General features: G+C 68.0%; 22 protein-coding genes. 7 read left to right on the forward strand and 15 right to left on the reverse strand.

Annotation, left to right across the window (positions count from 1 at the left end):
• Positions 1-99 precede the first annotated feature (99 nt).
• The 4 genes from PV766_RS11250 to PV766_RS11265 all read left to right on the forward strand — a co-directional run bounded on the left by PV766_RS11250 (position 100) and on the right by PV766_RS11265 (position 3,903).
• On the forward strand, positions 100-1,083 hold the full coding sequence (locus PV766_RS11250; protein ID WP_421097041.1) for a siderophore ABC transporter substrate-binding protein: 984 nt from the start codon (positions 100-102) through the stop codon (positions 1,081-1,083).
• Between the two features lie 99 nt (positions 1,084-1,182).
• Positions 1,183-2,151: an ABC transporter permease gene (locus tag PV766_RS11255; protein WP_064064331.1), complete on the forward strand. Its 969-nt coding sequence runs from the start codon at positions 1,183-1,185 to the stop codon at positions 2,149-2,151.
• A complete protein-coding gene (locus PV766_RS11260; protein ID WP_242496618.1) occupies positions 2,138-3,148 on the forward strand; it encodes an iron chelate uptake ABC transporter family permease subunit in 1,011 nt (336 codons plus the stop codon). The genes PV766_RS11255 and PV766_RS11260 overlap by 14 nt, the downstream gene beginning before the upstream one ends.
• On the forward strand, positions 3,145-3,903 hold the full coding sequence (locus PV766_RS11265) for an ABC transporter ATP-binding protein (RefSeq protein ID WP_064064330.1): 759 nt from the start codon (positions 3,145-3,147) through the stop codon (positions 3,901-3,903). Before PV766_RS11260 ends, PV766_RS11265 begins: the two co-directional genes overlap by 4 nt.
• Positions 3,904-3,915: 12 nt before the next feature.
• Here the strand turns inward: PV766_RS11265 and PV766_RS11270 are convergent, their stop codons facing one another.
• Complete coding sequence (locus PV766_RS11270; protein WP_421097042.1) at positions 3,916-4,434, reverse strand: ribonuclease H family protein; 519 nt, start codon at positions 4,432-4,434, stop codon at positions 3,916-3,918.
• A 97-nt stretch (positions 4,435-4,531) separates the two neighbouring features.
• Here PV766_RS11270 and PV766_RS11275 point away from each other — a divergent pair, with 97 nt between their 5' ends.
• The 3 genes from PV766_RS11275 (at position 4,532) to PV766_RS11285 (ending at position 6,591) form a co-directional block, all read left to right on the forward strand.
• Entirely contained in the window at positions 4,532-5,494 is a 963-nt protein-coding gene (locus PV766_RS11275; protein WP_421097043.1) for a DNA-3-methyladenine glycosylase family protein, read from the forward strand.
• Between the two features lie 43 nt (positions 5,495-5,537).
• A complete protein-coding gene (locus PV766_RS11280) occupies positions 5,538-6,020 on the forward strand; it encodes a MarR family winged helix-turn-helix transcriptional regulator (RefSeq protein ID WP_064064342.1) in 483 nt (160 codons plus the stop codon).
• A 61-nt stretch (positions 6,021-6,081) separates the two neighbouring features.
• Positions 6,082-6,591 (forward strand): acyl-CoA thioesterase, encoded by a 510-nt coding sequence (locus PV766_RS11285; protein ID WP_084421795.1) that lies wholly within the window; start codon positions 6,082-6,084, stop codon positions 6,589-6,591.
• Positions 6,592-6,609: 18 nt separating this feature from the next.
• On the opposite strand, the gene PV766_RS11290 is transcribed toward PV766_RS11285, so the two are convergent.
• The 14 genes from PV766_RS11290 to PV766_RS11355 all read right to left on the reverse strand — a co-directional run bounded on the left by PV766_RS11290 (position 6,610) and on the right by PV766_RS11355 (position 26,083).
• Positions 6,610-7,761 (reverse strand): acyl-CoA dehydrogenase family protein, encoded by a 1,152-nt coding sequence (locus tag PV766_RS11290; RefSeq protein ID WP_255161758.1) that lies wholly within the window; start codon positions 7,759-7,761, stop codon positions 6,610-6,612.
• A gap of 42 nt (positions 7,762-7,803) precedes the next feature.
• A complete protein-coding gene (locus PV766_RS11295) occupies positions 7,804-9,321 on the reverse strand; it encodes an acyl-CoA synthetase (protein WP_064064327.1) in 1,518 nt (505 codons plus the stop codon).
• 57 nt (positions 9,322-9,378) lie between these two features.
• Positions 9,379-10,152 carry an enoyl-CoA hydratase gene (locus PV766_RS11300; protein ID WP_421097105.1) on the reverse strand — a complete coding sequence of 258 codons (774 nt, stop codon included), beginning with the start codon at positions 10,150-10,152 and terminating at the stop codon, positions 9,379-9,381.
• A gap of 68 nt (positions 10,153-10,220) precedes the next feature.
• The gene (locus PV766_RS11305; protein WP_421097044.1) at positions 10,221-11,069 is read right to left on the reverse strand and encodes an SDR family oxidoreductase; all 849 of its coding nucleotides are present in this window, start codon (positions 11,067-11,069) and stop codon (positions 10,221-10,223) included.
• Positions 11,069-13,021 (reverse strand): hydantoinase B/oxoprolinase family protein, encoded by a 1,953-nt coding sequence (locus tag PV766_RS11310; RefSeq protein ID WP_064064324.1) that lies wholly within the window; start codon positions 13,019-13,021, stop codon positions 11,069-11,071. Before PV766_RS11310 ends, PV766_RS11305 begins: the two co-directional genes overlap by 1 nt.
• Positions 13,018-15,120 carry a hydantoinase/oxoprolinase family protein gene (locus PV766_RS11315; protein WP_129975552.1) on the reverse strand — a complete coding sequence of 701 codons (2,103 nt, stop codon included), beginning with the start codon at positions 15,118-15,120 and terminating at the stop codon, positions 13,018-13,020. Before PV766_RS11315 ends, PV766_RS11310 begins: the two co-directional genes overlap by 4 nt.
• A 196-nt stretch (positions 15,121-15,316) precedes the next feature.
• Positions 15,317-15,994 (reverse strand): SRPBCC family protein, encoded by a 678-nt coding sequence (locus tag PV766_RS11320; protein WP_064064322.1) that lies wholly within the window; start codon positions 15,992-15,994, stop codon positions 15,317-15,319.
• Entirely contained in the window at positions 15,991-18,519 is a 2,529-nt protein-coding gene (gene cutA / locus PV766_RS11325) for an aerobic carbon-monoxide dehydrogenase large subunit (protein WP_084421793.1), read from the reverse strand. The genes PV766_RS11320 and cutA overlap by 4 nt, the downstream gene beginning before the upstream one ends.
• Complete coding sequence (locus tag PV766_RS11330; protein ID WP_064064321.1) at positions 18,516-19,187, reverse strand: (2Fe-2S)-binding protein; 672 nt, start codon at positions 19,185-19,187, stop codon at positions 18,516-18,518. Before PV766_RS11330 ends, cutA begins: the two co-directional genes overlap by 4 nt.
• The gene (locus PV766_RS11335) at positions 19,184-20,098 is read right to left on the reverse strand and encodes an FAD binding domain-containing protein (protein WP_421097045.1); all 915 of its coding nucleotides are present in this window, start codon (positions 20,096-20,098) and stop codon (positions 19,184-19,186) included. Before PV766_RS11335 ends, PV766_RS11330 begins: the two co-directional genes overlap by 4 nt.
• 87 nt (positions 20,099-20,185) lie before the next feature.
• The gene (locus PV766_RS11340) at positions 20,186-21,634 is read right to left on the reverse strand and encodes a uracil-xanthine permease family protein (RefSeq protein WP_064064319.1); all 1,449 of its coding nucleotides are present in this window, start codon (positions 21,632-21,634) and stop codon (positions 20,186-20,188) included.
• A 177-nt stretch (positions 21,635-21,811) separates the two neighbouring features.
• Positions 21,812-23,494, reverse strand: a complete 1,683-nt coding sequence (locus PV766_RS11345) for a helix-turn-helix domain-containing protein (RefSeq protein ID WP_207213465.1) — start codon at positions 23,492-23,494, stop codon at positions 21,812-21,814.
• Between the two features lie 53 nt (positions 23,495-23,547).
• A complete protein-coding gene (locus PV766_RS11350) occupies positions 23,548-24,642 on the reverse strand; it encodes an XdhC family protein (RefSeq protein ID WP_421097046.1) in 1,095 nt (364 codons plus the stop codon).
• A gap of 43 nt (positions 24,643-24,685) precedes the next feature.
• Positions 24,686-26,083 (reverse strand): amidase, encoded by a 1,398-nt coding sequence (locus PV766_RS11355; protein WP_064064316.1) that lies wholly within the window; start codon positions 26,081-26,083, stop codon positions 24,686-24,688.
• Positions 26,084-26,127: the final 44 nt, after the last annotated feature.

The following is a 26,127-nucleotide window of genomic DNA, read 5'->3' on the forward strand; positions in this document are numbered from 1 at the left end:
CGCAGGATTGGCTAACCAATACTATGTGATCGTTGCCTTACCAAACCTCGAGCGTTCTGGCTTCCGTCACAACGCCGCCCCGCCCCTCGGAGTCACACCGTGAAACTGAATTTCAAACGCATGCTGTTCGCCCCGGCCCTCGTCGGCGCGCTCGTCCTCACCGGATGCGGGAACAGCGGCACCGATGCGCCCGCATCCGGGAACGGCGCGACGGTCACCGTCGAGACCAACAACGGTGAGATGGAAGTTCCGGTGGCCCCCGAGCGCGTGGTCGCCCTCGACAACAAGTCGTTCGAGATGCTGCGCGACTGGGGCATCACCCCTGTCGCCCTGCCGAAGACCCTCCTCCCCAACACGGGCTTCGACGAGTGGCGCCGGAACGACTCCATTCTCGACGTCGGCACTCATCGTGAGCCGAAGCTCGAGCTCGTGAGTGAAGCCGAGCCGGACCTGATCATCGGCGGGTCGCGCTTCGCCGAGTTCACCGGGGAACTGTCGAAGATCGCTCCCGTCGTCGACGTCTCCGCGCTGGACGACTCCGAGGGCGGTTACATCCAGGGATTGAAGGATCAGACCCTCACCCTCGGTCGGATCTTCGGGAAGGAAGCCGAATCCCAGGAGATCGTCGCCGAGCTCGATGCCGCCACCGAGGCCGCTCGGGCCGCCACGAACGGCGAGAGCGTCTTCCTCGCCGTCGTCGCCGGCGGCAAGATCGACAACGCTTCGGGCCGCATCGGCCGCCTGCTCGAGGGCGTGAACCTGAAGGACGTGTTCGCCGGGGACGCCGGCGACGTCCACGGCGATTCCGGTCTGGCTCCCGAGACCATCGCGCAGGCCGACCCCGACTGGATGATCGTGCTGGACCGCGATTCCGCCGTCGCCGTTCCGGGCGAGGCAACCCCGCAACCGGCGGCCTCCGTCATCGACGCGCAGGAAGCATTCGCCGCCACCACCTTCGCCACGAAGGACCAGATCATCTACCTGGACAACGACTTCTACAAACGTGAGGGCATCGAATCCTACACCGAGGCGTTCCAGCAGATCGCCGATGCCTTCGACACCGCGAACCGGTCTGCACAGTAGGTCCCCTGTTGTTCGACGCTCCACAGCAGCCTGCCCCGGCCCGGATCACGGGCCGGGGCAGGCTGCGTGTGTAAGCGCCCTTCTCCGGATCCGAGTCCCATGACGAAGAACACAATGCTGCTGCCGGTGATCTCGGTGGTCGTTCTAGCACTGACCGTGGCGTCCCTGATGGTCGGCGGCTACGACATCACCATCGAGTCGCTGATCCACGACCCCGCGGCCCGCGAGATGTTCTTCATCTCCCGCGTGCCGCGAACCCTCGCCCTGATCTTCGCGGCCGTCGCGATGAGCATCTCGGGCGTGATCATGCAATTGATCACCCAGAACAAGTTCGTCGAACCGACCACCGCGGGCACCGCGCAGTGGGCCGGTCTCGGCCTGCTCGCCACCTTGATCGTCGTTCCCGACGCGTCGCCGATGGTCAAGATGGTGATCGCGGTGATCTTCGCGTTCGCCGGAACGATGGTGTTCATCGTCGTCCTGCGCCGCATCGCCCTGAAGTCGTCGATCATCGTGCCGCTCGTCGGCATCATGCTCGGTGCCGTGGTCGGCTCGATCACCACTTTCCTCGCCGGCAACTTCGACCTGCTGCAGTCGATGTCGGCGTGGCGTTCGGGTGGTTTCAGCAGCGTCGTGCGCGGCTTCTACGAACCACTGTGGGCGGTGCTCGCGGTCGCTGTCCTCGCTTATCTTCTCGCCGACCGGTTCACCATCGCCGGTCTCGGTAAGGACCTCGCCACCAATGTGGGCCTGAAGTACGAGCAGGTCGTCTTCCTCGGGGTCACTCTCGTCGCGGTCGCCACCGGCGTCACCACCGTCGTGGTCGGCTTCATCCCGTTCCTCGGCCTGATCGTGCCGAATCTCGTGTCGATGATGCTCGGCGACGACATGCACAAGAACTTGCCCTGGGTCGCCGTCGTCGGCGCCGGACTGCTTCTCGCGTGCGACCTCGTCGGCCGCACGATCGTCGCCCCCATGGAGATTCCCGCGTCCGTCGTCCTCGGCGTCGTCGGCGCCGCCGTCTTCATCACTCTCGTTCTGAGGCAGCGTCGTCATGTCAGTGCTTGATTCCGTGCGCGCACGGGCCGTCCCGACCGGCAAGAGCGAGCGCCGTCGCCTGTCGCCGAGGGTGCGCCTGGCCGTCGTCGCGATGATCGCCGTCGTCGCGGTCGCGTGCTATCTGTTCCTGTTCATCCGCGGCTCGTTCGACTTCACCTTCCCGCGCCGCCTCACGGTTCTCGGCGCCATGCTGGTCGCGGCGTTCGCGCACGGCATGGGAACCGTCGTGTTCCACACGGTCACCGACAACCGCATCCTGACGCCGTCCATCATCGGGTTCGACTCCCTGTACACGCTGATGCAGACGCTGACGGTCTTCTTCTTCGGAGCCACCGCGATCGCGACCTCCGAGGGCATCCCCAAGCTCGTCCTGCAGACCGCGCTCATGGTGGTGCTGGCGACCCTGCTCTACCGCTGGTTGTTCTCCGGCCGGTTCGGCAGCCTGTTCCTGATGCTGCTCGTGGGCGTCGTGCTCGGCATGGCCTTCGACAGTCTGTCGACGTTCGTCCAGCGGGTGCTCTCCCCCACCGAATACGACATGCTCTCGGTCGAGCTGATGGGCCGCTTGTCGTCTGTGCCCGGCGACTATCTGCCCCTCGCGTTCGGCATCTGCATCGTCGTCGGGGTGATCCTGTGGCGTCGTCGCCACCGCCTCGACGCACTGCTGCTCGGCCGCGACACCGCGACCAACATCGGTGTCGCCTACAAACGCGAGCTGACGCTGATGCTCGTCCTCATCGCGCTGCTCGTGGCATTCGCGACCGCGCTGGCAGGGCCGATGACCTTCTTCGGATTCCTCATCGCGACCCTCGCCTATCAGATCGCCGGGACGTACAAGCACCAGTACGTGATGCCCATGGCGTTCCTGCTGGGCGTGATCACCCTCGCCTTCGGCCAGTTCTTCATGCAGCACATCTTCTACGCGGGCGGATTCCTCACGGTGATCATCGAGTTCGTCGGCGGCATCCTGTTCCTGTTCATGCTCCTGAGAAAGGGAACGCTGTGATCGAGTTCCACGACGTCTCGATGTCGTACCGGGACAAGCGGGTCCTCGGACCCGTCTCCGGCACGATCCGCGAGGGCGGCATCACCTCGCTGATCGGACCGAACGGCGCCGGCAAGTCCACGCTCATGACGATCATCGGCCGTCTGCTCCAGCCCACCACGGGCACCGTCACCGTGGGCGGACTCGACGTGCATTCCACGAAGACCCGGGAGCTGGCCAAGCATCTGTCGATCCTGCGGCAGGAGAACCACATCACCGCGCGCCTGACGGTCCGCGAACTGGTCGGCTTCGGCCGGTTCCCGCACTGCCAGGGCCGGCTCACGGCGGAAGACGAACGGCACGTCGACGAGGCGATGGAGTTCCTCAACCTCACCGACCTCGCAGACCGCTTCCTCGACCAGCTCTCCGGTGGCCAGCGGCAGCGCACCTTCGTGGCGATGGTGCTGGCACAGGACACCAAGTACGTCCTGCTCGACGAGCCGCTCAACAATCTCGACATGAAGCACGCCGTGCTGATGATGCGTCAGCTGCGGCGGGCGGCGGACGAGCTCGGCAAGACGATCGTGCTCGTCATCCACGACGTGAACATCGCCGCCGCGTACTCCGATCACATCATCGCGTTGCGCGACGGCCTGATCGTGACGGGCGGCACGAGCGACGAGATCATGCGGGACGAGATCCTGACCGACGTGTTCGACACCCCCGTAACAGTCCACGCGATCAACGGTCGGCCCACCGCGGTCTACGCACGCTGAACCGAACTGCGCTCAGAACAAGGTCAATTCGGCGTCGCCGGCGCGCTTCGGCGGCTTGTGCGCGACCACGGGCGCGCTGGGCACCTCGATCGGTCCGGGCTGCGCCGCGATCTCGCGGGCGGCCTGCCCGGCGAGCGTGTCGGCCATCTCGTTGAAGTGGTTGCCGACGTGGCCGCGCACCCAGCGGAACCGCACCGGTCCGGTGCGATCGGTGAGCTCGCGGTCGATGGCGCGCACGAGTTCGAGATTCTTCACCGGCGCGCCGGTAGCCGTCTTCCACCCCTTGCGCTTCCATCCCGGCAGCCATTCGGACGCGCACTTGATCGCGTACTGCGAATCGGATTCGATGATCATCGGCTCGGCACCGGGATGCGCCCGCAATGCCTCGAGCACCGCCCGGAGCTCGGCGATCTGATTCGTGCCCGAACGCTCACCGCCCGACGCGCTGGGCCCCTCGTGATTGACCCACGCCCACCCGATGGCGCCGCCGGGATTGCGCAGGCAGGATCCGTCGGTGCTCACGATGATCATGCGCCCGACCATAGCCGCACCCTCCGACACCACGAAAGTCGGCTCCAGCGCACAGAGTCGCGAAAGTCGGCTCCAGCGCCCGGAGTACGGTAGTGCGGTGACCGTGTCCGACGAGCGAGGCCCTCGCATCGTGAGGGTGGTGGACGACGCGTCCCTCGACACCCGCGTGCGCGTGCCGTGGCCCGTCGACGTGGTGCGCACCCTGCGGCCGCTCCAGCGCGGGCCGTGGGATCCGTGTCATCGCGTCATCACAGGCGCCGTGTGGCGCACCTCCCGCATGGACACCGGAGCCGTGACCTACCGGCTCACCCAGGACGGCCCGCACGGCGCGCGGTGTCTGGCGTGGGGACCGGGAGCGGCCGAGCTGGCCGATCGACTGCCGGCCCTGCTCGGCGCCGACGACGACCCGTCGGCCTTCGCCCCCGAGCATCCCGCCCTCGTCGAGGCGCACCGGAGAATGCCCGCCCTGCGCATACCCCGCACCGGCCGGGTGCTCGAATCTCTCGTCCCCGCCATCCTGGAACAACGGGTGCACGGGGTGGCGGCGTTCGCGTCGTGGCGGCGCCTCGTCACCCGGTTCGGCGATCCGGCGCCGGGACCCGCACCGGAGGGCATGCGCGTGCCGCCCTCCGCGGCGGCCTGGCGAACGGTCCCGTCGTGGGAGTTCCATCGGGCGAACGTCGACCCCGGCCGCGCACGGACCGTGGTGCGGTGCGCGCAGCTCGCCGACTCTCTCGAGCGCCTCGCGCACGAACCGGCCGCCGCCGCCCGGCGGAAGCTGCGGGTCGTGCCGGGGGTGGGCGTGTGGACGGCCGCGGAGGTGGCTCAGCGCGCGTTCGGCGACACCGATGCGCTCTCCGTCGGCGACTACCACCTCGCGAAGGTCGTCGGATGGGCGCTGCTCGGCAGGCCTCTCGACGATCCCGACATGGTCGAATACCTCGAACCTCTACGTCCCCAACGTTATCGGGCTGTGCGACTGATCGTCGAGTCCGGCGGCTACGCGCGAGTACCGAAGCGTGGACCCCGCACGCCGATCACCGACCACCGGCGGCGGTGACGGGGTCTCGCTCCGCCGGGTCGGTACTCGTAGACTCGACCCCATGTCCGCCACCCACGACGCGGCCGGCCCCGATCGGCTCGGACACCTTCCGAGCTATCTGATGACCCAGGCGGCACGACACGTACATCGCGTCGTGTTCGACCGCCTCGACTCCGCCGATGCCCGAGGCCACCATTACCGGATCCTGGCCGCCCTCGCGGAATACGGCCCGTCCAGCCAGGTCGACCTCGCCCGGCGCTGCGGGCTCGATCGCAGCGATGTCGCGGCCACCGTCGACGCACTGGTGGACCGCCGGTTCGTCGAACGCGCCTCCGACCCCGCCGATCGGCGGCGCAACATCATCACCCTCCCCCGCCGCGGACGGAGACGGTTGTTCGATCTCGACCGGATGCTCACCGAGGCGCAGGACGAGGCGTTCGCTCCCCTCGACGCGGACGAACGCGCGCTGCTCGTCTCGATGCTGTCCAGGCTTGTCGAGTATCACACCCGATCGGCGTCGATTCCCGCGCAGCAGCGGTCGTAGGCTCGACACGGTGCCTCCGGCGGAGATCCCGCCGCGAGCACGACCTACGAAAGGACCACGCGTGCAGGCCAAACCTTGCCGAGAATCCCGAGTCGTCAAGACCAGCAGGGTATTTCCCAACGATGTCAATGACCACAACACGTTGTTCGGCGGGAAGCTGATGAGCGACATCGACATGACGGCGTCGATCTCCGCGACACGTCACAGTCGTGCCTCGGTCGTGACGGCGTCGACCGACTCGGTGGCCTTCCTCGAACCCATTCGCCCGTCGGACTCGGTGTGCCTCGAGTCGTTCGTGACCTGGACCGGACGCAGCTCGATGGAGGTCTTCGTCAAGGTCACCGCAGAGGATCTGCGCAGCGGTGAACGACGCATCGCCGCGACCGCCTTCCTCACCTTCGTCGCCGTCGACGACGGCGGACGAACCATGCAGGTCCCGCCGGTACTGCCCGAGTCCGACGAGGAACGCAAGCTCAACGCGTCCGGTGACGAGCGAGCGGAGCACCGGCGCATGCACCGCGCGCAGAGCCAGGAGATGGCGAAGTACCTCACCACCAGCCGCCCGTGGTGAGGTAGGGCCCGTCCCGCTCTACAGCGCCCGCGCGATGATCTGCTTCATGACCTCGTTCGCCCCGGCGTAGATCCGCTGGACGCGGGCGTCCTCGTACATCCGCGCGATGAGGTATTCGCGCATGTAGCCGTAGCCGCCGTGCAGCTGCACGCACCGGTCGATGACCTCGCACTGCTTGTCGGTCAGCCAGTACTTGACCATCGCGGCGTCCGACGGATCGAGTTCACCCTTCAGGTGCTGCTCGATGCAGTGGTCGAGGAAGATGCGGCAGGTGCGGGCGACGGTCCGACACTCGGCGAGTTCGAAGGCCGTGTTCTGGAACTCGAACAGGCTGTGCCCGAACGCTTGTCGCGCCTTGGTATAGCGGACGGTCTCCTCGACGGCCCGGTCCATCGCACCGGCGGCCTGCGCGCCGATGATCAGACGTTCCTGCACGAGCTGTGCCATGAGCTGACCGAAGCCGAGACCTTCGGATTCGCCGAGCAGGTTCGTCACGGGCACGCGCACGTCGACGAACGACAGCTCGGAGGTGTCGGCGGCGTGCTGGCCGACCTTGTCGAGCACACGGCCCACCGAGAAGCCCGGGGCGTCACGGAGATCCACGATGAGCAGCGACACGCCCTTGGCGCCGGCCTTCGGGTCGGTCTTGACGGCGAGGACGATGACGTCGGCCGAGGAACCGTTGGTGATGAAGGTCTTCGAGCCGTTGACGACGTAGTGGTCGCCGTCACGCACCGCGGTGGTCTTGATGGCCTTGAGGTCCGACCCTGCGCCGGGTTCGGTCATGCCGATGGCGCCGAGGATCTCGCCGGTGGCCATGCCCGGCAGCCACGCCTTCTTCTGCTCCTCGTTGCCGTATTCGAGGATGTAGTGCGCCACGATGCCGCTGTGCACGGAGTTGCCGAACGCGAGGTCGCCGGAGTAACCCTGCGCATCGAACACCGCGAGGTCGTGCGCGAAGGTGCCGCCGCCACCGCCGTATTCCTCGGGGATCGAGCAGCACAGCAGACCGAGTTTGCCGGCTTCGAGCCACACCTCACGATCGATACGGCGCTGCGAGTCCCACTTCTCGGCCTTACCCATGACCTCGCGATCGAAGAACTCGCGCGCGAGTTCGTAGACGGCAGAGACCTCGTCGTCGTACCAGGAGGCGACGTGCTTCTTCGGCATCGAACTCGGCTTCCTTTTCGCAGTGGTCGGTTCGGAGAGTGGTCAGGATCCGCGCAGTTCGCGCTTGAGGAGCTTGCCGCTCTGATTACGCGGCAGGACGTCGGCGAAGCGAACGGCCTTGGGCACCTTGAACGGTGCGAGGCGCTGTTTGACATGGTCGATCAAAGTGACCTCGTCGAGTTCGTGACCGTCCTTGAGGACGACCACCGCGGTCACCGCTTCGATCCACTTCTCGTCCGGAGTACCGATCACCGCGGCCTCGGCGACGGCCGGGTGTGTGTAGATCGCGTCCTCGACCTCGCGCGAGGCCACGAGGATGCCACCGGTGTTGATGACGTCCTTGATGCGGTCGACGACGGTGATGAAGCCCTCGGCATCGCGGGTGACGAGGTCGCCGGAGTGGAACCAGCCGTCGCGGAAGGCCTCCTCGGTCGCGGCGGGGTTCTCCCAATAGCCCAGGCACAGTTGCGGTGAGCGGTACAGGATCTCGCCGGGTTCACCGTCGGGGACGTCGTTGCCGTCGGCGTCGACGACGCGGGTCTCGACGAACAGCACGGCCCGGCCGCACGAGGCTGGACGCGCATCGTGCTCCTCGGGACGGAGAACGGTGGCGAGCGGGCCGATCTCGGATTGGCCGAAGCAGTTGTAGAAGCCGAGCTCCGGGTAGCGTCCGCGCAGTCGCTCGAGGACGGTGACCGGCATGATCGACGCCCCGTACTGCGCCTTGCGCAGCGACGACAGGTCACGCTCGTCGAGGTCGGGATGGTTGGTCAGCGGTACCCACACGGTCGGGGCGAGGAACAGCGATCCGATGCGCTCCTCCTCCACCAGCCGGAGGATCTCGGCGACGTCGGGTGCGGGCAGCAGCCGTACGGTCGCGCCCACCGCGAAATACGGGATGAGGAAGACGTGCATCGCGGCGGAGTGGTAGAGGGGCATGCACACGAGCGGGTCGTCGCCGGCCGACAGGTCGAGCGCCTCGATCGACGACATGTACTCGAAGGTGAGCGCCCGGTGGGTCATCATGGCGCCCTTGGGCTTCGACGTCGTGCCCGAGGTGTAGAGGAGCTGGACGAGGTCGGTGTCGGCCACCGCGACGTCGAGCGTCGGCACGTCGCCCGCCTGCGCCACCGCCACCAGGGAGTCGTCGGCGTCGCGGAGCGGGACGACGGTCTCGGCCGGCACGTCGGCCAGGACGGCGTCGAGGTTCTCCCGCAGCACCGGGTCGACGAGCACGGCCTTCGCGCCCGACTGGCCGAGCAGGTACGACAGTTCCTCGCCGCGCAGCGCGTAGTTGACCGGCACGTGTACCAGGCCGGCGCGGGCAGCGGCGAGATATCCGATCGCGTAGCCGTCGGAGTTGGTGCCGTAGGCGGCCACACGGTCGCCCTTGACCAGACCCAAGGAGAGCAGGTGCGCAGCGGCGCGGGTGACGGCGTCGTCGAGTTCCCGGTAGGTGAACTGCCGGTCGCCGAAGCGGAGTGCGACGCGGGCGGGATGACGCGCGGCAGTGCGGTGGAGGATGCCGTCGACGGTGCTCTGACGCGGATCGGGGGTCATGCAGCGAACTTTATAGGACGTCCAACCATCTCGTCCAGACTTGATGACCGCTCGAAATCAGCGACCCTTCCAGACCGGCGCGCGCTTCTCGAGGAAGGCCGTCATCCCCTCCTGCGCGTCGCCGATCATCGCGTTCGACGCCATCGTCTCCGCCATCGCGGCATAGGCCGTCTCCTGCGGCAGATCGATCTGACGGTAGAACGCCTCCTTGCCGATCCGCATCGTGGCGGGGGACGAACCTGTGATCTTCAGGGCGAGTTCGGTGGTCGCGGTTTCCAGCGCCTCCGGTTCGACGACGTAGTTCACCAGACCCCAGTCGGCGGCGGTCTGCGCGTCGATCGTGTCGCCGGTCAGCAACATCTGCAGCGCCCGCTTGCGTCCGATCGCGCGGCTGACCGCGACCATCGGTGTGGAGCAGAACAGCCCGATCCGCACACCGGGGGTGCCGAAGCGGGCATCGGTGGCGGCGACGGCGAGATCGCACGCCGCGACGAGCTGGCATCCCGCCGCGAGCGCCGTGCCCTGCACCGATGCGATCACCGGCTGAGGGATCGACTGCACCGTCCGCATCATCTCGTTGCACGTCTCGAAGATCGCGCGCTCCTCGTCGAGCGTGCGTCCGATCATCTGCCGCAGGTCGTGCCCGGCCGAGAACACCGGTCCCTCCGCGCGGACCACGATCACCTTCGTGTCGGCCGTGAGCGCCGTCAGACCGGCGATGACCTCGCGCATCGTCTCCACCGACAGCGGGTTGCGCTGCTCCGGGCGGTCGAGGGTGAGCACCCCGATACCGCTGGCCTCATCGACAGCGATGAGCACGGGCGGGGGCAGGGTGTCGACGGCGTCGGGGCCGTCCGCAGAGCGATCCGTCACGTTCCCCTTCCTACACCACCGGCGGGTTACCGGCGCGGCATCGACGAGACGAGATCCTCGACGCGGGCGGGTGCCCGGCCGAGCAGCGCCGCCGTCACCACGCTCCCCGCGACGAAGCCGTGATCGTCGTAGAAGTCGAACATCGCGGCCAGGCGTTCGCGGGCGTCTTCGGACAGGCCGCGGCCGTGACGCTCCATCCACGTCGGGACGGACACCTGCTCGATCTCCACCGATCGCCCGGTGACCGCGCACAGCTGTCGCACGCTCACCGCGTCCGGTCCCCCGAGCTCGTAGGTGGCGCCGTGGTGGACGTCCGCACCCTCGATCAGGACTCGGGCCGCCACCGCGGCGACATCCGCCAGCGCGACGAACGAGAACTGCGCGTCGGGGTCGTAGGGGACGTCGAGTGCGTCGACCGATCCGTCGAGCACCGATGCGAAGTTCTCCGTGTACGCGCAGGGCTGCAGAACGGTCCACCGCACCCCGGAGGCGTGCAGGATGTCCTCGCAGCGCGCCTTGTCGAGGTGGTGCGGCATCGCCGGCGTGTACGGCCAGGCGACGGAGTGGTAGACGACGTGATCGACACCGGCCCCGGCCGCTGCCCTCAGGAACCGCTCGAACAGTGCCGGTTCGTCGGGGTGCACGTTCGGGGCGATGAAATAGACGCCGCAGCAACCCGACAGCGCGTCGGCGAGTCCGGCGCCCGTCTCGAGGTCGACAGCACGATCCCCCGCCCGCCGAGCGGTGTGCACCACTCGGCGGACGGGGGTCGCGTCTGCTGTCTCCAGCGCCGAGACGACAGCCGTTCCGGTCTTCCCCGCGGCACCGATCACAGCGAGATCGGCGCCGCGGGAGATGTCGGCCGTCGTCGGCATCAGTTGCCGACGAAGTCGTACTCGGCGAACTCGGCGCCACCCGACAGGCGGGCGTAACCGGGACCGCGGTCGAAGAAGGGCTCCTCCTCGCCGCGCTCGGCGCGCAGCTGCGCACGCAGCGCGTCGGTGGCCTCCACATCGGCGACAGGTTCGTCGGCCGAGGTGTCCTTCAGGACCACACCGTAGTCGTCGCGGGCACCCTCGACGGACACCTTGCGCCACAAAACGTCCCGGATCACTTCGTCGATCGGGCGATCGAGCGGGTCGCCCCAGCCACCGCCGCCGGTGGTGCGGATGCGCACGACTTCGCCGGCCTTGATCGGCTCGGCGTCCGTGAGGGCGTCGAACTCGCGCTCGTTCGGGCCGCCGGGATCGAGGGTGACGGAGAACGGCTTGCCGGCCTTACCGCCCTTGACACCCCAGCACGCGAGGATCGAACGGTCGGCGATGGACATGAAGTTCGCGTCCTTGAGCATCCGGATGTGCTTCTCGTAGCCGAGACCGCCGCGGTAGCGACCGGCTCCGCCGGAATCGATTGCCAGACCCAGCTTCTCGACGATGAACGGGAAGCGGCTCTCGGTGAACTCCGTGGGCAGGTTCCGCGAGTCGGGCACCACGTGGATGGTGTCCTCGCCGTCGGCGTAGTGCCGGCCGCCGGAGCCGCCGCCGAGCACCTCACGCATGAGGTACGAGTGGCCGTCGAAGTCCTCGCCGTACACACCGGTGTAGCGGATGGTCTCCTGGTCGGCGGGCATGTTGCCGTCGACCGCCTTGGCAACCACACCGGAGAGCACACCGAGCAGACGCAGGATCACGAACGTCCGAGCGTTGGTGGGGGCCGGGAAGATCGGCGTGATCAGGGTGCCCGGCTCCGGGAACTTCATCTCGATCAGCGGCACGACACCTTCGTTGACGTCCAGTTCCGCCATGCGGTCGGGGGTGTCGGCCAGGTTGCGCAGGATCGGCGCCAGCCACTTGATGAGGAAGTTGCCGTCGGCGTAGTCACCGCAGTGGTTGATCGGACCCTTCGCCTGCGGTCCGGTGCCGTTGAAGTCCAGGATCAGGCGCTCGCCGCCCTCGTCCTCCGGGGAGGTCTTGGTGAGCGTGATGCGCTGCACGTGCAGCATCGGCTCGTCCACACCGTCGTGCTCGGCGTAGTCCTCCCAGGTGTACGTGCCCACCGGGATCTTGCTGAGGATCTCGCGGCGGTACGTCTCGGTGGTCGCATCGAGGATCGCGTCGAAGCAGGCCTCGACGGTCTCGACACCGTAGCGTTCGAACAGCTCCGACAGCCGGCGCGCACCCATGAGGCACGCCGAGCACTCGGCGTCGAGGTCGGCGGCGAGCGAATCGGGCATGCGGGAGTTGCGGGTCATGATGCGCAGTGCCGCCTCGTTGGGAACGCCCTGGTCCCACAGCTTGATCGGCGGGACCATCAGTCCCTCCTCGTACACGGTGGTCGCACCCGAGGGCATGGAGCCCGGGCAGCAACCGCCGATGTCGTCGTGGTGGCCGAAGGCCTGCACGAACGCGACCACCGAGGGCTCGGTGTCGCCGGGGCGGGTCGCGAAGACCGGGACGGTGACACACAGGTCGGGCAGGTGCCCGATGCCGCCTTCGGAGAGGTAGACGTCGTTGTGGAAGAAGACGTCGCCGGGCTTCATCGTCTCGAGCGGGAAGTCCCGCGCCACCGGATGCACGAGCGCCGAGTACGAACGACCGGTGAGCTTGCGCAGGTTGCGGTCGTGGATGCCGGCACGGAAGTCGTGGGCGTCGCGGATCATCGGCGAGCGCGAGGTCCGGGAGATGGAGGTCTCCACCTCCATCTCGACACTGGCGAGATAGCCGGCGACGATCTCGACCAGCACCGGATCGGGAGCGCTACCCGAAGCGTCGGTCAGCCGGAAGGGCTTGCGGGTCGTGGCCGCGGCGGGTTCGAGAGTCGCAGTCATCGGGTGGCTCCGTTCGAGTCGGACGTCTTGCTGAGGCGGATGTTGCCGAAAGTGTCGATGCGAGCGCGGAATCCGGGATGAACCGGGATGGTCGAGCTGAATTCCTCGATCACGGCGGGACCTTCGAGTTCGTCGCCGGCGCCGAGGCGGGCGCGGTCGTACACGCGGGTGGTGACCCACTCGTCGAAGTACGCCTGACGGGTGCCGGTGAGGGCGTCGTCCGCCCCCGTGCCCGGGGCGATCTCGGCGAGTTCCGGTCGCTTGATGGGGCCGATACCGCTGACGCGGAGGTTGACCCATTCCACGTGCTGGTGGGGATCGTTGCGGAAGTCGTAACCGTAGAGCTCACGGTGGGCCTGGTGGAAGCGTTCGGCCGCCTCGTCCATCAGTTCCTGGGTGATGGGGCCGTCGCCCACCGGCACGCGCACCTCGAAGGCCTGGCCGAAATAGCGCAGGTCCGCCGAGCGGGCGTACTGCCGCTGGTCGGGCCCGAATCCCTCGTCCTCCAGAGCGCGTTCGGCCTCGGCCGCGAGGGCGTCGAGTCCGGCCTGCAGTTCGTCGATCTTCAACCGGTCGTGACGGCTGACGTGCGTCTGCACATAGTCGTTGCGGACATCGACGGTGAGCAGACCGAAGGCCGAGACGTTGCCGGGCTCGAGCGGCACGAGGACGTCCTTGAGACCGAGGATGTCGATGAGGCGACAGGCCAGCAGCGACCCGGAGCCGCCGAAGGTCACCAGGGTGAAGTCGCGGACGTCGAGACCACGCTTGACGGTGATCTGGCGCAGCGCGTTGGCCTGGTTCCAGGCCGACACTTCGAGAATGCCCGTGGCGCACGCCTCGAATTCGAGGCCGAGACGGTGTGCGAGCTCCTCGACGCCCTTGCGGGCGAGTTCGGTGTCGAGCGGGATCTCACCGCCGAGCAGGTGGGGAGGGATGCGACCGAGCAGGACGTGGGCGTCGGTGATGGTCGGCTCGTTGCCGCCCTTGGCGTAGCACAGGGGTCCGGGATCGGCGCCCGCCGACTGCGGGCCGACGCGCAGGGTGCCCTCGGGGGTCATCCACGCGATGGAGCCACCGCCGGCGCCGACGGTCACCACGTCGATCATGGGGATCTTGGACGGGTAGACACCCACGCGACCTTCCGTGGTGAGTGCCGGCTCGCCGCCGACGACCACGGTGACGTCCGTGGAGGTGCCGCCACCGTCGCAGGTCAGCACCTGGTCGACGCCGGCGACGCCGGCAATCAGGGCCGCACCCAGGGCACCGGCAGCGGGGCCGGAGAGCACGGTCGTGATCGGCTGGTGCACGACTTCCTTCGCCGACAGCACGCCACCGTTGGACTTCATCACGTAGAACGGGATGTCGCGCTGTTCGCCCTCGGCGGAGGAGAACTCGCGGAGCCGGCTCGCGATGTTGTTGACGTAGTTGCGAATGTTGGGCTTGACCGCGGCGTCGACGAGGGTCGTGATGGACCGCTCGTACTCGCGGTACTCGCGCAGCACCTCGCTGGAGATGCTCACCGTCGCCTCCGGGTACTCCTCCATGAGGATGTCGCGGACGCGGCGCTCGTGCTCGGGGTTGGCGTAGGAGTGCATCAGGCACACGCCGACGGTGCGGATGTCGCGGTCCTTGAAGAAGCGGGCGGCGGCGCGGACGTCATCCTCGTTCAGGGGACGGATTTCGCTGCCCTCGTAGGCGAGACGGCCGCGGACGGTACGGACGCGGTCGGCCGGCACGATGCGGTCGGGCTTGACCCAGAAGTACGAGTTGCCGTAGCCGTCGGGTACCGACTGCCGGGCGATCTCGAGGACGTGTTCGTAACCTTCGGTGGTGATGAAACCGAGGGTGCCGACCTTGCCCTCGAGCAGTTTGTTCGTGGCGACGGTGGTGCCGTGGCTGACAGCCTCGATCGCGTCACCGGTCTCACCGAGCTGCGCGAGGACCTTCTCGATGCCCGCGAGGAAACCGACGGCCGGATCCTGCGGTGTCGACGGGGTCTTCGTGGTGACGATGGCGCCGGACTCGTCGTCCACCGCGACCACGTCCGTGAATGTTCCGCCGGTATCGATACCGACCCGAATCTTCCTGGATCCCATGTTTCCTCCTGGGTTCGTCTCGCCGGTGTCCCACCTGACGTCTGATGACATTCCACTCGCTCGGTGGCGGTGTTTCTTTGTCACATCTCGCCGAACTCGTCGCCCGGAGTTCGGGGTTCGTGCACCTGCCACCCACAGACGACGGCACCCCCGGGCCGTGATGGCCCGGGGGTGCCGTGGGAATCCGACGACAAGGTCAGCGTCGGGCGAGGATCGCTCCCAGTGCGACGCCCGCGAGGGCGATACCGGCGCCCACCCCTGCGGACAGCAGCACCATCGCTGCCGAAGGTGTTCCGGCCGGTACCGGTGCAGCTGCCGCAGCGGCCACGGGCAACGCAGTGGTCTTCACACCCGCACCCTCGGCGACCTCGGCCACCTCGGCTCCGTTCACGCCCGCGACAACTTCGGCTTCGGCCGCACTCGGAGCCGCCGGCAGACCGTCGGCGATCACACCGTCGATGCCGTTGAAGAACACACCGGCCATCTTCTTGGCGACACCGGTGATCATTCGTTGTCCGACCCCACCGACCATGCCGCCGACGACCGCGTCCGCGTCGTAGGTGAGCACGGTGCCGCCGTCGCGTTCTTCGAGACGCACCGTCACGTCGGCCTTGACCGTTCCCGGAGCACCGGATCCCGATGCCGTCATGACGAACGATTCGGGACGATTCTGCTGCGACAGAACCACTTCCCCGTCGTAGGTGCCCTTGATGGAGGCCACCCCGGCGGTGATGGACAGCTTGTAGTGGTTGTCGTTGATCTGCTCGAGCGACTGCACGCCCGGGATCGTCGCCGCGAGAACACGGCCGTCCTGCAGGCTGTCGTACACCACGTCGGGAGGTGCCTGCAGTTGCGCGGTACCGGCGATTCTCATTCGTTCTCCTTGTTTCGGGATGCCGCGTGGGTCAGACGCAGCTCGAACAACTCCGAGGGGGAAATCGGCATGCTGGTGATCGGGATGCCCTCCGCGTCCTCGACGGCCGCAGCGATCACCGCCGAGGTCGGGATGACACCGGCCTCGCCGGCGCCCTTCATCCCGAGGGGATTGAGTGCGGACGGGGTGACGGTGTGGTCCATCTCGAGAGAGTCGGGCATCTCCGTCACGAAGGGCATGAGGAAGTCCATGTACGACGCGTTGAGCATCTGCCCGTGCTCGTCGTAGACGATCTTCTCGTAGAGCGCGCCGCCGATGCCCTGCGCGACCGCGCCCTGCACCTGGCCTTCGACGATGCGCGGGTTGATGACGTTGCCGCAGTCGTGCACCACCGCGTACCGGAGCACCCGGATCTCGGCGGTGACGGGATCGGTCTCGACGATCGCCGCGTGGATGCCCGACGCGAACGTCGACGTGGGCGGCGAATAGTAGCCGGTCGCTTCCAGGCCGGGCTGCTCGCCCTCGAGGACGGGCGGCACCGACATGTCGGTTTCGGCGTTCGCGAATCCCGTTGCGCGACGGGAGGCATCGTCGAAGGCGTAGCGGAGCGGGTTCGACAGCACGGCCACGACGCCGAGCGGGATCGAGGTGCCCTCCGCACCGGGTTCGGTGCCCACCACGCACACGTGCCCCCCGCGTAGTTCGAGGTCGGCGATGTCGGCGCGGAGGTGGTCCGCGGCGATCTTCTTCGCCTTCTCCGCCACCATCTGCGCGGCGACGTGGAAGGCGGAGCCGGACATCACGGCACCGCGCGAGGCGAACGTGCCGACCGCGTACCCGAATCGGCGGGTGTCGCCGGTGACGATCTCGACATCGGCGACCGGCACACCGAGATCATCGGCGACGATCTGCGCGAAGGAGGTCTGGTGTCCCTGGCCCTGGGTCGTCAGACCCGTGGCGGCCTTGACCTTGCCCGAGGTCTCGATGAGCACGTGTGCGCCCTCGTAGGGGCCCGGTCCCGTGCCCTCGACGTATGCTCCCACACCGATACCGACGCGGCGGCCCTCGGCGCGGGCACGTTCCTTGTACTCCGCGAACTCGTCCCAGCCGATGAGCTTCTTGAGCTTGTCGGCGCCGGCCTGGTAGTCGCCGGTGTCGTAGATGAGGGGACGGCCGTCCTGGAAGATCAGGTGGAAGTCGTAGGGCATCTCCTCGGGGCGGATGAAGTTGGTCTCGCGGACCTCGATGGCGTCCTTGCCGAGATACTTCGCGATGGCGTCCATCGCCCGTTCCATCGCGAACACCGCCTGGGGCCGCCCCGCCCCGCGGTAGGGCGTGACGATGACCGTGTTGGTGTACAGCGAATAGGCGTCCACCCGGAAGGCGCGCGGTTTGTAGGGACCGAGCACCTGAGTGGACGTGTTGAGCAGCACGATGATTCCGTACGGCAGGTACGCGCCGTTGTCGTGCCAGATCGAGAAGTCGAAGGCCAGCAGCCGGCCGTCGTCGTCGAACCCGACGGTGACCTCGTGGACCTGCCCGCGCTCGTGGGCGCTCGAGATGAAATGTTCGCGCCGGTCCTCGACCCACTTGACCTCGCTGGAGATCCCGGCCCGACCCAGCTTGCGGGCGGCCCAGGTGACCATGACCTCCTCGGGCCACGGGTGGACGATCTTCACACCGAAACCGCCACCGACGTCGGGGGCGATGCAGTGGACCTTGTTGTGTGCCATGCCCAGTCGCGCTGCGATCGCGGCGCGGGCGGACGTCGAGGTCTGGGTGGACGTCCAGAAGGTCAGTACCTTCTCGTCGTCGTCCCAGCGGGCGTAGACGCCCTTGCCCTCCATCGGCATCGACGCCGAACGTTCGATCTCGAGGTCGAGGGTCAACGTGTGCGGTGCCGCGGCGAGTTCCGCCTCGATGTCGCCGAACCCGTGCTGGAGGTGCGCCGCGACGTTGTCGGGCACATCCGGATGGACGACGTGCTCGGCGTTGCGTGCGGTGTCGACACCGACCACGGCCGGAAGGGCTTCGTAGGTGATGTCGATCAGCGCGCAGGCGTCCTCGGCGATGTACCGGTTGTCGGCCACGACCATCACGATCGCCTCGCCGACGTGGTTCACCTCGTCCTTGGCGAGCGGATATCCGTTGCGCGGAGCGGTGATCGCGGGGTGCGGGATCAGCAGCGGGAGGTTCTCGGCCATCTCCGGCGAGTCGGCCTCGAGATCGTCGTAGGTGTAGATGGCGTGCACACCCGGCAGTTCCAGCGCCGCATCGACGGCGATGTCGAGGATGCGGGCGTGCGCGTGCGGCGACCGGACGAAGGCCGCGGCGAGAGCGCCGTGCCCGAGATCGTCGAGATAGCGGCCGTTACCGCTGACGAGCCGGTTGTCCTCGACACGCGGGATGGGCCTGCCGAACGACTTGCCCGACTCGGTGGCACCACCGATGTCGACGGGGGCGAGGTCGGTTGCCGTGCCCGTCGAGACCGAGATGGAGACGGGCGAATCGGAGACGCTGGTCATGCTCGTCCTGCCTTTCCTCCGACCGGAGCGGTGGCGCCGCGAACCTTGGCGTCGAGCGAGGCGCGTGCCGCCTCGCTGTCGGGGCCGAGCGGTGAGCCTCCGGACCGTTCGCGCTTGATCTCGGCGGCGCGCAGCACGGCCGCCCGGATGTTCTGGTAGCCCGTGCACCGACAGAGGTTGCCGGCGATCGCATCGGTCGCCTCCTCGTGGGTGGGCGACGGGTTCTCCTCGAGGAAGGCGGCGATGGTGGTGACGAAACCCGGCGTGCAGAAACCGCATTGCAGACCGTGGCAGTCGACGAACGCCTCCTGCACGGGATGCAGGGTGCCGTCCGGTTCGACGAGCCCTTCGACCGTCGTCACCGAGCGGCCTTCGAGACTCGCGGCGAGCACGAGGCACGACCGCACCGGCTTGCCGTCGAGCAGCACCGTGCACGCGCCGCACACACCGTGCTCGCATCCCACGTGGGTGCCGGTCCGACGGAGGTGATGACGGATCGCGTCCGATGCCAGCGTGCGCGAGGGCAGCACCACCGTCTGCGTCACACCGTTGAGGGTGAACGTCACGGCGACATGGTGCTCGCCGGTCTCCGCCTGCAGCTCGTCGACCTGTTCGGCGACGGTCCGCCGCGAGGCGTCGCGACCACCCTTGTGGATCGAGTTCGTCATCGACTTCCTCCCGTGTGCATCGGTACCCGTGTGTCGTCGCGGATCGCGTCCTGCGCGGCGGCGAACCCGACACGGCCGGTCAGTGCGGCCACCAACTGCGACCGGTAGCGGTCGGTGGCGTGGATGTCCGCCTCCGTCTCGACGGTCTCGCGTGCCTTCTCCGCGACCTGCTGCCAGAGCGGGTCGCGCTCGTCGTGCGCCGAGGCCCCACGCAGGATGTCGGTGTAGTCGACGACCTGCCCGAGCTCTCCCGCCGAGACGTAGGTCATCCGGGCGGATGTCACCGCCGCGTCCTCGACCTCCACCTGCGCGACCACGCCGACGAGGGCGTAGTCGCCGTGGCGTCGTGCGATCTCGTCGATCGCGGTGCCGGTGCCCGGCCGCGCTGCCGGCACCGTCACGCTGGTCGCGATCTCGTCGGACTCGAGGGTCGATTCGAGCGGCCCGGCGAAGAGTTCGGCGGCGGGGATCAGCCGGATTCCCCGCACGGAGCGGACGGTGAGCGTGCCACCGAGCAGCGACAGGACCGCCGGCATCTCCGCGGACGGATCGGCGTGGACGATCGATCCGACGGTCGTTCCGCGGTTCCGGATGGTCGGGTGCGCCACCAGCCGGAGCGCGCGGCCCAGCAGGGGCTGGACCTGCGCGACCGTCGGGTCGGATTCGAGTGCTGCGTGGGTGGTGAGCGCGTCGAAGGTGACGCCGAGTTCCGGCGAGGCGGAGATCGCGTCGAGCCGCGGGACCGCGCCGATGTCGACGAGGTGAGCCGGTGCCGCCAGCCGCATCGACAGCAGCGGAATCAGCGACTGTCCGCCGGCGAGCACTTTGCCCTCGTGCGCGACCCCTGCGAGGATCTCGCAGGCTTCATCGATCGACCGCGGTCGGTGATAAGTGAGTGGCGACGGTTTCATTCGACAGATCCTGCCCGCATAGTGTGATCGACGTTTCGTGAAGAAGTGACAAAGCTCACCGCTCGACAATGTCAGATGTAACAGAGGTCACGCGAATTCCTTGACTCTCCCGGAGCCGCCCTCTCCGTCCGGGTCGGGCTCTGTCCGTACCGGTTCTCCCTGCTCGGCAGGGGTGTCGGGAGCCTCGGGCGCGACATCCTCGGGAGCGATGACCCGGCACAGGTGATAGAGACCGATGACGACGATGGTGCCCAGCGCGATACCGCTCAACGAGAAGGTGTCGGTGAACTGGAGGCTGGTGTCGCCGATCGCGATGATCAGTCCGGCCGCGACGGGCATGAGGTTACGGGGGTCGCCGAAGTCGACGCCGTTCTCCTTCCAGATCTTGGCGCCGAGCAGACCGATGATGCCGTAGAGGACCACGGTGATGCCGCCGAGCACGCCACCCGGGGTCGCGGAGATGACCGCGCCGAACTTCGGTGAGAAGCCGAGGAGCATGGCGATGACGCCGGCCGCGGCGTAGGCGGCCGTCGAGTACACGCGGGTGGCGGCCATGACGCCGATGTTCTCCGCGTAGGTCGTCGTCGGCGAGCCGCCGACGCTCGTGGCGAGTGCGGTGGCGAGACCGTCACCGGCCAGAGCGCGTCCCATCATCGGGTCGAGGTCGGTCTTGGTGATCTCGGCTACCGCCTTGACGTGTCCGGCGTTCTCCGCGATCAGGGCGATGACACCGGGGAGGACGAGCACGATGAAGGTGAGGCTGAACGACGGGGCGTGGATGCCGACGACACCGGCTGCCTCGTCCGTGAACGGGGGCAGACCGAACCAGGGCGCGGACGCAACACCTTCCCAGTTCACGCGGAAGTGTTCTGTGACGGCATCGGCACCGGCGTCGTAGGAGGTGATCGGTCCGCTGATCCGGTCGAGGATCCACGACAGTGCGTAGCCGAACAGCAGCGCCAGGAAGATGGCGATGCGGCCGAGGAATCCGCGCAACACGACACTGCCCACGATCAGCGCGACCATGACGGTCAGGGCCACCCACTGGTCCTGCGGCCAGTAGGTACCGGCTACTACCGGCGCCAGGTTGAAGCCGATGAGCATGACCACCGCGCCGGTGACCACCGGCGGCAGGATCCTGAACACCAGCGAGCCGCCGAGGAAATGGATCACCACACCGACCGCGGCGAGCACGAGCCCCGAGACCATGATCGCGCCGGTGACCTCCGAGGGGGAGCCACCCTGGGCGTAGATCGCGGCGATACCACCCACGAAGGCGGCAGAGGTACCGAGATAGCTGGGGATCCGGCCCTTGACGACAGCGAGGAAGAACAGGGTGCAGAAGCCCGAAAGCATGACTGCGAGTTGCGGGTTGAGTCCCATGATGATGGGGAAGACGAAGGTGGCGCCGAACATCGACACCACGTGCTGGCCGCCCAGGCCGATGGTGCGGCCCCAACTCAGGCGCTCCATCGGCGCCACGACCTGTCCCGGTTCTATGTTCTTGCCGTCTCCGTGCACTGTCCAGATGGGCATATCGGACCTTTCAGCAGAGTGTGGGTGCCGATAGCGTTCACGTGGATCGTTACGCCTGTGTTGCCGATCACACGTGTACTTCGGTAGCCGCAAACGCTAACGGAGCAGCTCCGGCCCGGCGTGGGAGGAATCTGCCAGGAGCGACCTTCCGAAATTGGCAAGATCGGTGGTTGATCGTCAGGAGTCGATTCCACGCATCGCGATGATCTTGAGCGCGAGCGACAGGTCCAGCCGCAGTTCGGGCTGCTCGGTGAAGGGGCCGAGGATCTTTTCGAGTTTCGCCACACGATAGCGCAGAGTGTTGTAATGAAAATGTAACTGGCGCGCGGCTTCTGCGATGTTGATGTTGGTGGCGAGGAGCACCTCGAGGGTGCGGCACATGTCCTGTGCCTCCGCCGTGCCGTCGGTCAGTTCCTTGAGTGTCTCGCGCGCGAACGACTCGAGTTCCTCGGTGTCCTCGACGAGGCTGAGCAAACGGTACACGCCCAGATCGTCGAAATGGGTCACCGCCCACGGTCCGGAGATCTTGCGTCCCACTTCGAGTGCCGTGCGCGCCTGAGTGTAGAGCGCCGGCAGGTCGTCGGTGGACGACGACGCACGCGAAACCCCGACCCCGAACGGTCGTCGGCCTCCCCCGCCGGCTCCGCGCACCTGGGCAACGAGTTCGCGCACGAGGGTCATGGTGTCGCTGCCCTCCCCCATGAGCACGACGGTCTCGGTCGCCAGCGCAGTGACGGACGCCCCGGAATCGCGGCCTGCCAGCGCACCCGCGAACGCACGGGCCTGCCGTTCCACGACCGGCAAGCGGGCCGGTGTCCCCGACGAATCATCGTCCACGCGATCGGGTTCGACGACGACCACGACGACCCGGCGGTCGAGATTCCAGCCGAACATCTGGGCGTGCACGATCACCTGCTCGGGCTCACCGGCACGGCCGCGCAACATGTCCCGGACGAAGTTGGCCCGGTGCCTCTCCTCGACCGCCGAGACTGCGAGCTCACGGCTGACGACGAGCGCGCACACCGTCGCCGCCTGCTCCACCAGATACAGATCCGGCGCGGAGAGACCACGTGAAGGGCAGAAGAATACGAGCCGCCCGTGGTCGACGCCGTTGGCGGAGATCGCGGCGATCGCCACGTACTCGTCGCCGAAACGGTGCAATCCCAGCCCGCCCTCGATCGAATCGGTCCGCACCCGGCCCGTCTGGTCGACGGCCGCCGTCGACGACAACCAGGCGAAGTCGGATTCCTTTCCGGCCCTGTAGGTCTGCCGGCCGTCGGGGGTGGTGATCAGGGCCGACCCGCCGAGCCGGCGCGAGATACCCTCGGCGAGGGCTCTGTGCCCACCGCCCGCCATGACGATCTCGAGCAGCGCACGACGCAGGTGATCCGCCTCGAAGACCGCCTCCACCTGAGCTGCGGCCATCTCGCGAAGCCCACGCGCGAGCCGATGGTCTGCGACGAGGTCCTCCGGCGTCGTCAGCACCGGGAAGGGAACGCCGTCCGTGAGCCCTTGCGGCAGAGAATGTCCGGCGTCGAGCCGGACCACGAGCGCCGAGACCTCGTTGCGATTCAGGCGTGCCAGGAAGTCCGCGATCGGCACGGCGAGTCGCGCGAGCACCGTGGTGGAGGTGACGAGCAACAATCCAGGACGCAGCCACGGCCCGATCTCCGGGAGCATCATCACCGCGACCTCGACCACAGCGCGCGCCGCAGAGAGGTCGCCGGCGACCACCGTCGGCGCGACGAGGAAACCCGAAGAGACGACGTCGGCGAGCGGGCAGGGTTCGAATCCGATCGCTGCACTGTCTTCCGGTTCGGCGGTGCTGCGTCCCGGTTTCTCAGCCTTGCGCACCGTCACAGCACTATCCGTCCACCTGCCAGTCGTTCACCCCGCTCGGGAGACACGTGACATTAGAGGGCTGCGGCAGCACCGTCAATCACAGGGGGACAAGCCGCAGGTCGGACAGCGCGTCCCCCAGGCGCCCGGTGGATGGGTCCGCGCAGCGCCGCGAGGCTGCGCCCGGTGGCGCCGCGCGTGCTCACGAGGATCTCCGCGAGGATCGACACGGCCGTCTCCTCCGGAGTGCGCGCACCGAGATCGAGCCCGATGGGCGAGTGCAGTCGTGCCAGCTCGTCCGCCGACAGACCGGCCTCGCGCAACAGCGCGACCCTGCGCTCGTGCGTGGATCGGCTGCCCATCGCGCCGATGTATCCGGCATCGCACCGGAGCGCACGTTCGAGCAGCGGAATATCGAACTTCTCGTCGTGGGTGAGGACCGCGACGACGGTGGTCGGGTCGATCGGCGCCGACTCGAGGAAGACGTGCGGCCACGCCACCACGACCTCGTCGGCGTCCGGGAACCGGGCAGAGGTCGCGAAGACGGGCCGTGCGTCGATCACCGTCACGCGGTACCCGGCGAACTTCCCCAGCGTGCACAGGGCGGACGCGAAGTCGATGGCGCCGAAGACGTACATCCTCGGCCTCGGAGCGAAGATCTCCACGATCTGCGCATTCTCCTCGTCGACGTACACCTCCGACTCGCCCTGAGCGAGACGCGTGCGGACCTCGGTCTCGGGTCCGTCCCCGTCGAGGGTGATCATCCGATGGACGACGGGCTCACGGCCGGTCACCACCGCGACCGGTTCCCCCGCCCCGATTCGTCGCGCCACCTCCGCGAACTCCGGGAAGGTGGCGGCATCGACTCGTTGCACGAACACCTCGATGGTGCCGCCGCAGGTCAGACCCACACCGAAGGCGTCGTCGTCGGTGACGCGGAAGACCTCGGTCCGGGCGTGTCCGTCGGCGAGCACGTCGTGGGCGATGTCGTACAGGGCACCTTCGATGCAGCCTCCCGAGACACTGCCCACCACCTCGCCGGACTGCGAGACGGCCATCGCGGCGCCGGGGTCGCGCGGCGACGACTTCCAGGTGCGAACGACGGTCGCCAGCGCGAACGCGTCACCGTCGTCGAACCAGTGCGCCAGCTCGTCGAGAATGTCCCGCACAGCAACCTCCTTCGGTTCTTGCCGGCATGTCGCAGCAGGCGTGTCACAGACGCGCGGCGACGGCCAGCGCGACATGGTCGTGGAACGGGCGCGCAACGATCTGCACGCCGATGGGCATGCCGTCGCTCGCCCGCCCGACGGGGACGACGACGGACGGGAACCCGGTGACGCTGATCGTGCGGCAACTCGCCAGCGCCTCCTGCCAGGTGAGCAGCCGATCGTCGACACCGAAACGCTCGAGACCGAGCGGGGGCGCACCGATGGATGCGACCGGCAGCACCAGCACGTCGCCCATCTCGGCGAGCAGCCGATGGACGAGCGCGGTGCGCTGCGCCCACAGCTCCTCCACCTCCCGTTGCCCCGCGCGGCCGGCCGCGGACAGCAGGTCGCGGATGACGGCCCCGAACCGGTCTACGCTCCCCAGCGCGTCGATGTCGGTGTGGGTCTGGGTGGACCGCAGCCGCCCGAACAGGTCGTTTCCCTCGGCCAGCGCCGACCCCCGGTACGGACGGGCACCCAGTCGCCGCGCGCTCTCCCGGACGACGTCCACGATCTCGTCGGCGACGGGGACGGTACCTTCCCCGGCCGCCCAGGTGATCGTCAGAGCGTCGACGTCGACCGTCGCCGGGTCCGTCCACGCGATGTGCGGCTCGGAGATCACACGCAGGGCGAGGACGAGGTCGCCGAGGGTCCGTGCCATGGGGCCGACGGTCTGCAGCGTGCCGTGCACCGTCGTGGGATTGGCCCACACGTGGTCGCCGACGAGCACCCCCGGGTACTGGCCGTCCGCGGAGACCCTGCCCACGGTGGGGCGGATCGAGCACAGACCGGTGCAGTGCGCGGGCCAGCGCACCGACCCGCCGAAGTCGGTGCCCAGGCCGAGAACGCTCATGCCCGAGGCGATCGATGCCGCTTCGCCCCCGCTCGATCCACCGGGCGAGCGCGGCGAGTCGGGACTACCCAGCGGGTTGACCGTCGGTCCGAACATCTCGTTGTCGGTGAGTCCGGAGGTCCCGAATTCGGGCGTGTTGGTTTTGCCGATGAGGATCGCGCCGGCCGCCCTCATCGCGGCGACGGCAGGTGCGTCGACGACGGGGACGTTCGCTGCCAATGCCGGCGAGGCCGCCGTCGTGCGCACGCCTGCCGTGGCGATGAGGTCCTTGACGGTGAACGGCACTCCGGCGAGCGGACCGGCCGGGCCGCCCCGGTCGAGGCGGTGGTCGAGGGCGTCGGCTTCCTCGCGCGCACCGGCCGCCGCGACGGTGACGATCGCGTTGAGGCGCGGGTTCTGCTCGGCGATCAGTGCGAGATGATCCTCGACCACCCGACGTGCGGTGATCTCGCGACTCCGGACCCTCGTGGCGATCGACCGCGCGTCCGCGCCGGTCGCCGGACCGATGCGTTCGGTGTCGCGTGTCGGGGATCGACCGTCTACCGCCACTGGCCCTCCTTCGTCTGCGATCGACGAGAACGCTATGACGGGCT

The organism is Rhodococcus sp. As11 (assembly GCF_048957735.1).
Lineage (GTDB): Bacteria > Actinomycetota > Actinomycetes > Mycobacteriales > Mycobacteriaceae > Rhodococcus > Rhodococcus gordoniae.